This window comes from Pradoshia sp. (assembly GCF_051873915.1).
Taxonomy (GTDB): domain Bacteria; phylum Bacillota; class Bacilli; order Bacillales; family Pradoshiaceae; genus Pradoshia.
This window is the reverse complement of sequence record NZ_JBJEFJ010000116.1, coordinates 1-10,043: the sequence shown is the minus strand read 5'-3', so window position 1 is coordinate 10,043 and position 10,043 is coordinate 1. Positions and strand designations below refer to the sequence as shown.

The 10,043-nt window shown below is 42.0% G+C and carries 11 protein-coding genes; 5 read left to right on the top strand and 6 right to left on the bottom strand.

The features are described 5' to 3' along the window. Positions 1 to 140 precede the first annotated feature (140 nt). The 5 genes from sirA (at position 141) to ACI35L_RS10875 (ending at position 2,537) form a co-directional block, all read left to right on the top strand. A complete protein-coding gene (sirA, locus tag ACI35L_RS10895) occupies positions 141 to 593 on the top strand; it encodes a sporulation inhibitor of replication protein SirA (RefSeq protein ID WP_049671033.1) in 453 nt (150 codons plus the stop codon). A gap of 164 nt (positions 594 to 757) precedes the next feature. Continuing rightward, a complete protein-coding gene (locus ACI35L_RS10890; protein WP_049671032.1) occupies positions 758 to 973 on the top strand; it encodes a YneF family protein in 216 nt (71 codons plus the stop codon). Positions 974 to 1,258: 285 nt separating this feature from the next. After that, positions 1,259 to 1,396 carry a hypothetical protein gene (locus ACI35L_RS10885; RefSeq protein ID WP_439802888.1) on the top strand — a complete coding sequence of 46 codons (138 nt, stop codon included), beginning with the start codon at positions 1,259 to 1,261 and terminating at the stop codon, positions 1,394 to 1,396. Between the two features lies 1 nt (position 1,397). Beyond that, positions 1,398 to 1,841 (top strand): putative toxin-antitoxin system toxin component, PIN family, encoded by a 444-nt coding sequence (locus tag ACI35L_RS10880; protein ID WP_439802887.1) that lies wholly within the window; start codon positions 1,398 to 1,400, stop codon positions 1,839 to 1,841. Between the two features lie 141 nt (positions 1,842 to 1,982). Then, complete coding sequence (locus ACI35L_RS10875) at positions 1,983 to 2,537, top strand: YrvL family regulatory protein (protein WP_439802886.1); 555 nt, start codon at positions 1,983 to 1,985, stop codon at positions 2,535 to 2,537. 34 nt (positions 2,538 to 2,571) lie between these two features. Here ACI35L_RS10875 and ACI35L_RS10870 read toward each other — a convergent pair whose 3' ends face one another. The 6 genes from ACI35L_RS10870 to ACI35L_RS10845 form a co-directional block, all read right to left on the bottom strand. Next, a complete protein-coding gene (locus ACI35L_RS10870) occupies positions 2,572 to 4,515 on the bottom strand; it encodes an ABC transporter permease (protein WP_439802885.1) in 1,944 nt (647 codons plus the stop codon). Continuing rightward, complete coding sequence (locus tag ACI35L_RS10865; protein WP_439802884.1) at positions 4,512 to 5,267, bottom strand: ABC transporter ATP-binding protein; 756 nt, start codon at positions 5,265 to 5,267, stop codon at positions 4,512 to 4,514. The genes ACI35L_RS10870 and ACI35L_RS10865 overlap by 4 nt, the downstream gene beginning before the upstream one ends. A 214-nt stretch (positions 5,268 to 5,481) precedes the next feature. Then, positions 5,482 to 7,422 carry an ABC transporter permease gene (locus ACI35L_RS10860; RefSeq protein WP_439802883.1) on the bottom strand — a complete coding sequence of 647 codons (1,941 nt, stop codon included), beginning with the start codon at positions 7,420 to 7,422 and terminating at the stop codon, positions 5,482 to 5,484. Further along, the gene (locus tag ACI35L_RS10855) at positions 7,419 to 8,174 is read right to left on the bottom strand and encodes an ABC transporter ATP-binding protein (RefSeq protein WP_439802882.1); all 756 of its coding nucleotides are present in this window, start codon (positions 8,172 to 8,174) and stop codon (positions 7,419 to 7,421) included. Before ACI35L_RS10855 ends, ACI35L_RS10860 begins: the two co-directional genes overlap by 4 nt. A gap of 100 nt (positions 8,175 to 8,274) precedes the next feature. Further along, a complete protein-coding gene (locus tag ACI35L_RS10850) occupies positions 8,275 to 9,279 on the bottom strand; it encodes a sensor histidine kinase (RefSeq protein WP_439802881.1) in 1,005 nt (334 codons plus the stop codon). Continuing rightward, positions 9,276 to 9,968: a response regulator transcription factor gene (locus ACI35L_RS10845; protein WP_439802889.1), complete on the bottom strand. Its 693-nt coding sequence runs from the start codon at positions 9,966 to 9,968 to the stop codon at positions 9,276 to 9,278. Before ACI35L_RS10845 ends, ACI35L_RS10850 begins: the two co-directional genes overlap by 4 nt. Positions 9,969 to 10,043: the final 75 nt, after the last annotated feature.

The window sequence follows — 10,043 nt, the reverse complement described above, 5'->3', positions numbered from 1 at the left end:
CGTCAAACTTTTGACCTAATTGGAGCAAATGCAAGCAAAATTCATCCTTTCGACAAAATTAGAGGTTATCTGCATCAGATTTTTACAGAAAATGTATACTATTTTGTCTATAATAGATGCAAAGGAATAGGAGGGACAGTATGCGCACATATATTATTTATTTAATTGAAAACCAATTCGCCAATCATTTTTATGGCCGTGAATATATGTTTTATAACTTATTCCAGGATTTTGAGGAAGCTGAAGGGGATGACAAGCGAATTCTCCGCCGGCAGATTATGTGTGTGACAAAACGAATCCCTGCCAATCTGTTCAACTCTTATATGAATGAAAAAATCAAAAGTAAACAAGGATGTTTTGAAGAAAACGGGGTATATTATATCCGTAAGAATAGAAATGGAGCGTTCAGTGAAGCCTCTCTCGGCTACCGAAACCACTCACTGATTCTGCACGCTTCAGGAAGCTATGAGAGTGAGACGATTTTCTTTGAATGGCTCAGGCAATGGAATCCATACTTCCTCGCACTCGACACAGGGGAAGGACGCTGTGCATGGCTCAGACCAATCAAGCAGCCGAAATTCATTCTTTCTTGAGCATGGAAGCCATAACCTTTCCTCTCTAGCTTTAAAATTGCTACTTTTCAAGCGATAACAGCATAATACGCCAAAATCTGATAGAAATATCACCCCACATATGGTATTATTACTCTTGGTTTAATAATGTCTGTTAGACAGCACGGAGGAGGTTATTAAGGATTATGTTATACTATATTCTAACAGGAATCATTGCCTTGCTTGCTGGTGTAGCTTTAGGATTCTTCATCGCACGTAAATACATGATGGACTACCTAAAGAAAAACCCGCCAATTAATGAGCAAATGATTAAGATGATGATGACACAAATGGGAATGAAACCTTCCCAAAAGAAAGTAAATCAAATGATGAATGCGATGAACAAGCAACAAGGGAAATAATTCTTTGTTCGTTCTATGCATGAATCCATCCAACTAGGTTAATGATCGTCTTTTACATAAAAGATTTTCAGGCAATAACCTCGTGAACTTTCATGACTGAAATGATAAAACCACTTTTCTGATTGAACAGAAGAGTGGTTTTTATTTTTATCAGAGGGAATATTGTCGAAAAGTAAAACTCCAAAATTTAACATTTCGATGCTACCATTGGGGTATAGAAAATATACATATTACCAAAGATAAAGAGATGTGGGGGTGATATGTATGAAAAAGGAGGACAAAGAAATGGGTACTCAAATTCAAGATAAAGAAAAAACGCTTGATTTTATGGAGAATATTCAAGACATTATTAATAAAACGATTAAAGAACAAGGATTAACGAAAAGGGAAATTGAAAAAGCATTGAACTATCATAGAAGGTGATATGACTAAAAGATATAAAGTTGTTTTAGACACGAATGTATTTATCCATGGGTGGTTTTATGGGGATGAAGATTGTCAAACAATCCTAAAATTAGTGAAGAAACGAAAAATATATATTGGTTTTTCTCAAGATTCAATTGGAGAACTTATGTATGTCTCAAAAAATTTTGCGAGGAATTTTATACGAAAAGAGCAAGATCGTTTATCTTTTATGTCAGATATAGCTAAGCTCTTTTATTATGGCAGCTCGGCTAATATAAGCCAGATGCCGGATATAGATAAAATTAAAGATAAAACCGATTTAATGTTTGTTAAGTGTGCGTTCGTTTATGAGGCTGATTTTTTAGTATCCAATGATTATAGGAGTGGGATGTTTGATATAGATGGTCAATCATTTCATGTTGTTCATACTTCTGATTTTCTTAAAGTATATAAGGAGAGTTAGAATGAATGACAACAATATATTACATACAAATTTTATAAGATAGATAGATTTTCAGAAGTGACTCTTATAGAAGAGTCTTTTTTATTTATTGTTTTATCAAGATTGTTCTTTGTCTAACCTACTTGAAAAAGGGGGAGTATCGTGAAAAATCTACTGGCCATCATTTCGGTATTTATGATTCTGCTCGCCATCTTTGCCCCAGCAGGAATCATGTATGCGTTCCTTATTCATTTCACAGGGCAGGATTACGCCTCAATCCCATATTTGCTCCTATTTCTCATCTTGTTTTGCGTGATTGATATAGGCGTCGGTACATGGATAGATTCCTTGTTAAATGCGGTGAAGGATCGATACAAAGCGTTTTATACCAATACATTCCTTCGTACATTGCTGGAATGGGGCGGAACGTTGATGGTATTGAGCATGCTTGATTTCTTTATGGATGGAATAGAAATTTCTTTGCTGATGAAAGTGGTGATGACCATTATTCATGGGGTGACAGGCCTTTTCTTAGAGAACATAGAGATGGATGAGGAGGAAGGAAGGGGATTACCTCCGGAGGTTGAGGCAGATATTCAGCGTCTTCTGCAGGAGGAGAGCTGGACAGATTGTGTGAAAAGAATCCAGGCTAAATACCCGGAGATACCAAAAAGTGAGATTATCAAGGCTGTCCGAACGATACATAAACAGAAATAAAGGCTCCAGCTTTTAACAGCTGGAGCCTTGGTTTTTATAGGGCCTTCTTTATCAAATTCTTGTAGTAGAGCACAGAGAGAAGGCCGAATATTGAGTAGAGAACGGTGTAAAGAACCATGACAATCAGCATTGGTGTCCATAGCTCAGTTCCGAATAAGAACCAGCCGGACTGAACGGCAAAATAGCCATGGGAAAGGCCAATGATCAGCGGGATGCCGAAATTGAAGATTTGCTTGGCAATGACACCTTTTAATAAATCGCCTTCCGTGAAACCGAGCTTGCGCAGGATTGTGTAGTTCGGCAGCTCTTCTTCGCCTTCATCCATCTGCTTGAAATAAAGAATACATCCGGATGTAATCAAGAACGTGAGCCCGAGGAAGGCAACAATAAAGAGCATCAAGCCCATCGTGTTTTTCATATCATGGACAAGCTGTGGACGGGAGTCATTCATGTACTCTTCATCCGGGAGCTCCATGAACAGGTCATTCGCTTTCTTGAGATTGGCTTCATGATTAATCGTAATACCCATAAAGATAGTAGCTTCCTGCTGGATAGAGGAATCAGGATTCTCAGCGATCTCGTTAAAAACGGTCTGATCGACGAGAGCTAGAGGCATATCAACAGTGAAATAACTGGAAACAAGAGATTCTTTCTTCAATCCCGTCAAGGTTTGCTTCATTGAGCCATTTGGCCCTTCAAGGATTAACGTACCTAATTCATTAAATTGATAAAGGCTGGCATTTGCATCACTGAACCCAGCCATGATGACCTCATCCTTGGCTAAATTTAAGCCTTCCACGGCTGTTTCACTTGCGACGGGTATGGTTTTACGGTTTGGATTATAGTCCATTACTTCAAAAAAACTGCCGTTTACGATATCGCTTAGATCTGCGTAGACATGGATGACTTTAATTTGTTTCTCGGAGTAAGCGATGTGATTTTCTGTTAAAAGATTGATGAATATTTCATAATCATCCTGGTTTGCAAAGGAAAAATCAGCCGCCACTCTATCCTGAGCGCTCTTTTCGATCGAATAATACGAAATATAGCTTAACGATAAGAGGGCGATGGCAAGGGCAGAAACGGTCGTGATGATGGTCAGCAAGAGTGCATTTGACTTCATACGAAACATGATGGAAGACAAGGACAGGACATCATTGATGGTTAGATAGCCATTCTTCTTTTTCCGTACAAGATTGAAGAGGAAGCGGATAGAGCCCTTATAGAAGAAGTAAGTCCCGAGAATGACTGAGGTAAGAATAAAGACCATCCCAAGCAAAAATTCATTGGCTGTTTGGAAGTCTCCCCCGAATAGCTTAGACGATACATAATAACCACCAGTAATGAACGAGATTCCGATAAGTCCCATCAGGATTTCCCATAGAGAGATTTTCCCTGCCTTCATCTCTGTGGTTGTTTCCGTATGGAATAAGGCCAGAATGCCTTTTCTCTTGATATAGAAAAAATTAATCAATAAGGTAAACAGGAAAATCCCGAAAAAGACGATGAGCGTCTGGATAAGGGCAGCACTGGAAAACCTCAAGGAAGCAATGTCCTCTGTTCCTGTAATATTAAGTAAGATCAGCAGCAATAATTTAGAGGAGGCAAAGCCGAGGAAGATCCCCCCAATTAAGGAGCTGAAATAGAGAATGCTGTTTTCGGAAGAGAGGATCCAAAAGACCTTCTGCTTGTTCATTCCGACTAATTGGTATAAGGCAATTTCTTTGCTGCGCCTTTTCATGAAAAGATTATTCGCATAGGCTAGAAATACGGCAACGATAGCAATCAGCAGGATGGAGCCTGTAAGAATGGCCGAGCCCCCTTTAATGCCGCCTTCTACCTCATCCATGGCAGGATCGTATTGGAGTGTGACAAAGGAGAAATAAAGAGCCGAACTGAATACGAGAGCAAACACGTACAGATAGTAATTTTTCAGATTCTTTTTAAGGCTTTGCCTAATCAGCTTGCCAATGCTCATACTTGAACACCGCCTAGAATTCCTTGTGTTTTCATCAGATCCTTGAAGAATTGCTGTCGATTCTCATCCCCCTTGTTCAACTGCGTATAAATCTGGCCGTCCTTAATAAAGATGACGCGGCTGCAATAGCTTGCCGCAAGCGGGTCATGGGTGACCATGACGATGGTCGCTTTAAGTTCGTCGTTCAGCTGGCCGAGTTTGTGCAGCAGGTCTGACGCTGATTTGGAGTCTAAGGCACCTGTTGGTTCATCCGCAAAGATGATACTTGGTTCATGGATGAAGGCTCTGGCAGCGGCCGTTCGCTGCTTCTGTCCTCCAGATATTTCATTCGGATATTTATCCTTGATATCGTTTATGCCAAGAGTCTCGGCTATTTCCTTGAATCGGCGCTCAGCCTCTTTTTTGTTTGCCTTCTGAACAGAGAGGGGGAGGAGGATATTCTCCTTGACGGTTAAGGTATCTAGCAGATGATAGTCTTGAAAGATAAAGCCTAAATGATTCATGCGGAACTGGGCCAGTTTCTTGTCCTTCATTTTCGTCATTTCTTGTCCTTCGATATAAATGGTTCCACGGCTTGCCTTATCAATGGAGGATAGGACATTAAGAAGGGTGGTCTTCCCTGAACCGGAGGCTCCCATGATGCCGATAAACTCTCCCTTAGCAATGGTTAAATCCACGCCCTGCAAAACTTCCTGTTTATTAAACTTATTGCCATACATTTTATGAACTTTTACTGCTTCTAATATATTCATCTGTCCGTCACTCCTTTTATCGATTAATACAAGTGTACAGGAATATTCTGGTTAACCTCCTGTTATTTGGCGAACAAATAAGAAAAGCATGTGACATTATTGTCACTCGAATCAAACGACCAATGTAGGGGGAAGGGGAGGCTCATTCATCCTCGTGAGCGCACATAGAATAAAAAAAGCCTCCAGCCATTGAATGACTGGAGACTGCTAAGGATTAAAGGGCCTTCTTAATTAATTTCTTGTAGTACAGCACGGATAGAATGCCGAATATGGAGTAGAGGCCTGTATATAGAACCATCACAATCAGCATCGGCGTCCATAGGTCAGATCCGAAGAAGAACCAGCCGGATTGCACGGCGAAATAGCCGTGGCATAGACCGATAATCAACGGGATGCCGAAGTTGAAGATTTGCTTGGCAATGATGCCTTTTAGTAAATCACCTTCCGTGAAGCCGAGCTTGCGCAAAATCGTATAGTTTGGCAGCTCTTCTTCGCCTTCATCCATTTGCTTGAAATAAAGGATGCAGCCGGAGGTAATCAGGAAGGTGAGTCCTAGGAACGCGACGACAAAGAACAATAATCCCATACTATTTTTTTGATCCAGAATTTGTTGATAGCGGGAATCGTTCATGTCACTGTCGACCGTTTCCAAGAAGACCTCATTCGCCTTTTCCAGATTGGCTTCATTTTTAATCGTAATCCCCGTATGAACGGATGATTCCAATTGAATGGATGGGTCTGGTTTCTTGGCTAGCTTCTCATACACGGACTCGTCCACAATCATGACCGGCATTCCTCCGCCTGTAAAGTAGGAGGAAACAATCGGTTTCTTATCAATACCCACATAGGTTAAAGGAATATGGCCGTCTGGACTTTCTAGTTGAACCGTGCCTGAATCCTTAAATTGAACAAGCGTGGCGATCATGTCACTATAGCCAGTAAACTTGATTTCGTCCGGCTTCAAATTCAACCCATCAATGGCTGTGTCACTTACTAGTGGCATAGGCATATGATCAGTCGTGTAGTTGACTTCTTCAAAGCTTTTTGCCGTAATTTCCTCGAGGTCAGTATACACTTGAATCACATTAACTTTTTTCTCCTCGTAGCCAATCTTCTTCTCCTGCAGGGCGTCTTCAAACAAAGGTACTTCCTTCATGTTGGCGATTGAAAAGTCTGCTGTCACATTTCGCTCAGCCTGCTTCTCAACGGAGTAATAGGCGATATAGCTTAAAGAAAGCAGCCCGATGGACAAAGCCGATACCGTCGTGATGACCGTTAAGAGCATGGCGTTTGATTTCATCCGGAACATAATGGATGAAAGGGAGAGCACATCCTGAATGGTTAGATAGCCATTCTTCTTCCTGCGTATCAGGTTGAATAAGAAGCGGATAGAACCCTTATAGAAAAAGTATGTTCCAATAATGACGGAAGCTAGGATAAAAATCATCGCCATAAATAACTCATTGATTGTGCCGAAATCTCCATCAAACAGCATGGAGGAGACATAATAGCCCGTGATGATCAGAAGGAGGCCAAGCAGCCCAATCAATACCTCCCAAACAGAAATCTTTTTTGTCTTCATTTCGGTTGAGGAGACCGTATGGAATAGATCCAGGATGCCTTTTCGCTTAATGAAGAAGTAATTGACAAGCATCGTAATCAGGAATATTCCGATAAACACCGCAGCCGTTTGAATAAGGGCTTCTGTTGAGAAATTCAGTTTCGCTAAGTTGTCGACATTGGTGATTCTGATAAGAATGAGCATCAATAATTTCGAGAAGGAAAATCCTACGAAAATTCCCGCCAATAAAGAGCCGAAATAGAGAATACTATTTTCGGTGTTCAAAATCGTGAATACCTTCGACTTATTCATCCCAACTAATTGATACATGGCGATTTCCTTGCTGCGTCTTTTCATGAAGATATTATTGGCATACACAAGAAAGATCGTCACGATCGCAATCAAGAGAATGGAGGCTGACCGGATGGACGCTTCCCCCTTAATGGTCCCTTCCATCGGGTCCATCGATGGATCGTACTGTAAGGTAACGAATGAAAAATACAAAGCGACACTAAAGACAAGGGCAAAAATGTATAGATAATAGTTTTTAAGATTTTTCTTCAGGCTGCGCCAGATGAGAGAATTGACACTCATACTTGAACACCGCCCACAATGCCCTGCGTTTTCATGAGGGCCTTGAAGAAGGTTTGACGGTCTTCCTCGCCTTTATTCAGCTGTGTATAAATTTGTCCGTCCTTAATGAAAATGACACGGCTGCAATAGCTTGCTGCAAGCGGATCATGAGTGACCATGACGATGGTTGCACCGAGCTGTTCATTGAGCTGGCCCAATTTCCCGAGCAGATCGGAGGCAGATTTCGAATCAAGCGCACCCGTCGGCTCATCGGCGAAAATGATGCTAGGCTCATGGATGAACGCTCTAGCAGCAGCGGTACGCTGTTTTTGCCCGCCAGAGATTTCATTTGGATATTTATTCTGGACCTCAAGTATGCCTAATGTTTCAGCGATTTCATTGAATTTCTGTTCGGCCTCTTTCTTATTCACCTTTTGGACAGAGAGGGGGAGAAGGATATTTTCCTTCACGGTCAATGTGTCAAGCAGGTGATAGTCCTGAAAGATGAATCCTAAATGATTCATGCGGAACTGGGCTATCTTGCGATCGGACATTTTCGTCAGCTCCTGCCCTTCAATCAGGATGGACCCTCGGCTTGCTTTATCAATGGATGACAGTACATTGAGCAGGGTTGTTTTCCCGGAGCCGGAAGCACCCATAATCCCGATGAACTCACCCTTTTGAATCGTGAGGTCAATGCCTTTTAATACTTCCTGCTTATTAAATTTATTCCCGTAGTATTTGTGAATCTTAACTGCTTCAAGAATATTCATCAGTCGTTCACTCCTTTCGTTTCTATTATTAGTCTAGAATAATGGCAGAAAGTCTTCCTGCTATTTAGCGAACAAATAAGAAAAGCATGTGACATTATTGTCACACACTTATCACGGACTCAAATTCATTTCGTTTCGGGAAGCGGAGCGTGAAGGTCGTGCCTTCCCCAAGTGTTGATTCCACGCTGATCTTGATGTGCAGGGCAAGGGCTGCCTGCTTCGTTAAATAAAGCCCCATTCCGCTTGAGGAACGATCTTGATGCTCCGTTGTTGATGTGAAGCCTTTGTCGAAGATACGGGGCAGGTCCTTCGGGTCAATTCCGCGTCCATTGTCAATGATTTGCACATATGTGTGACTGTCATCCCGAAAGCTTTTCAAGCGAATCTCATCCTGCTCACTGTATTTGACGGCATTGGTTAACAGCTGGCGGATGATAAAGGCGGCCCATTTGGCATCCGTTAAGACGACATCAGCCTCAAGTTCTAAATCAAAGCCAATGCCTTTTTGCAGGCACCAGGACTGAAGCATCTTAATCTCCTGAATCATTAGCGGCTTCAAGCTGACCTGCTCAATGTAGAGATCATTATGCATGAAGGGCATCCGCTTCTGATGGAGCTGTGTATCAAGTAATAAATGAATCCTAAGCCATTCGTACATGAGCTGAGCCTTCATCTCCTCATCCTCGGTACGGTCGATAATCAGCTTCATCGCCGTAAGCGGGGTCTTCACCTCATGAATCCATGCCAGCAAATCATCCTTTTCATATTCAAGCATGGCGGTATTCTCATACGTCTCATTCCGAAGCGAAGTGGTCTGCTGAATGAGTGTATCCGCAACTATTCTCTCAAATGGACTCGTTGGTGTCGGGAGCGTGTCCGTATCGAGATCGGCTGTCCAATTATCCAACTCCTGATAAAACTTCGTCTCCTTTATATAGCGGAAGCAGAGAAAGGCAAGAGAGAGAATCGTTGTCAAGAAAACAGCGTACAGCACAGGTGTAATGGGAATGGAATGATCAAGCCAGGCAATCAAAAGGATAAGTCCCTGCACTGCGACAATCAAGAGGATCCAGCTTAGACGCTCCTTCAGGAATTTTGCCTTCATATAGGTGACTCCTCTTCCTTGGCGATATAGCCTTGTCCAACCTTCGTCTCAATCATGTGGCCAAGACCAAGCTGTTCGAGCTTTTTGCGAAGACGATTGACGTTCACCGTGAGCGTGTTATCGCTGACAAAGCGCTCATCCTCCCATAAAGCACGAATCAAGGCATCCCGGCTGACAATCTTGTCCTTATGCTCAAGCAATTGCTTGAGGATAAAGCATTCATTCTTCGTCAGTTCAATCTCTATCTCATCCTTGCTGATACTATTTCGCTCAAAATCAATCACTGCACCGCACCATGTCTTAAGGGCAGCTGTTTCTGCATTGTAATTATACGTGCGTCTGAGGATTGCTTGAATCTTCGCAAGCAGCACATCGAAATGAAACGGCTTTTGCACAAAATCATCCGCCCCAAGCTGCATAGACATGACCATATCGGTTGGATGGTCCCGTGAGGACAGGAAAATAATCGGCACATTCGAATGATTACGGATCATTCGGCACCAATGAAATCCATCATATTTAGGAAGCTGAATATCAATGATGACCAAATCAGGCTTCGCTTCTGTGAACTCGGCCAGCACATTGGAAAAGTCAGTAATTCCGTTAACCTCATAAGACCAATTGGAAAGTCGGTCCCGAAGCTCCTGGAACAAGGTCTGGTCATCCTCAATCACTAATAATTTAAACAAGACTCTCACCACACTTACTAGGTATCTATGAATCAAGCGTATCATAAAATAGTGGATTTGAATAAGGAATCGTGA

Bases quoted from the DNA above. Each gene is read 5' to 3' on its own strand.
- sirA (WP_049671033.1), top strand. From the start codon at position 141: ATGCGCACATATATTATTTATTTAATTGAAAACCAATTCGCCAATCAT.
- ACI35L_RS10890 (WP_049671032.1), top strand. From the start codon at position 758: ATGTTATACTATATTCTAACAGGAATCATTGCCTTGCTTGCTGGTGTA.
- ACI35L_RS10885 (WP_439802888.1), top strand. From the start codon at position 1,259: ATGGGTACTCAAATTCAAGATAAAGAAAAAACGCTTGATTTTATGGAG.
- ACI35L_RS10880 (WP_439802887.1), top strand. From the start codon at position 1,398: ATGACTAAAAGATATAAAGTTGTTTTAGACACGAATGTATTTATCCAT.
- ACI35L_RS10870 (WP_439802885.1), bottom strand. From the start codon at position 4,515: ATGAGCATTGGCAAGCTGATTAGGCAAAGCCTTAAAAAGAATCTGAAA.
- ACI35L_RS10865 (WP_439802884.1), bottom strand. From the start codon at position 5,267: ATGAATATATTAGAAGCAGTAAAAGTTCATAAAATGTATGGCAATAAG.
- ACI35L_RS10860 (WP_439802883.1), bottom strand. From the start codon at position 7,422: ATGAGTGTCAATTCTCTCATCTGGCGCAGCCTGAAGAAAAATCTTAAA.
- ACI35L_RS10855 (WP_439802882.1), bottom strand. From the start codon at position 8,174: ATGAATATTCTTGAAGCAGTTAAGATTCACAAATACTACGGGAATAAA.
- ACI35L_RS10850 (WP_439802881.1), bottom strand. From the start codon at position 9,279: ATGAAGGCAAAATTCCTGAAGGAGCGTCTAAGCTGGATCCTCTTGATT.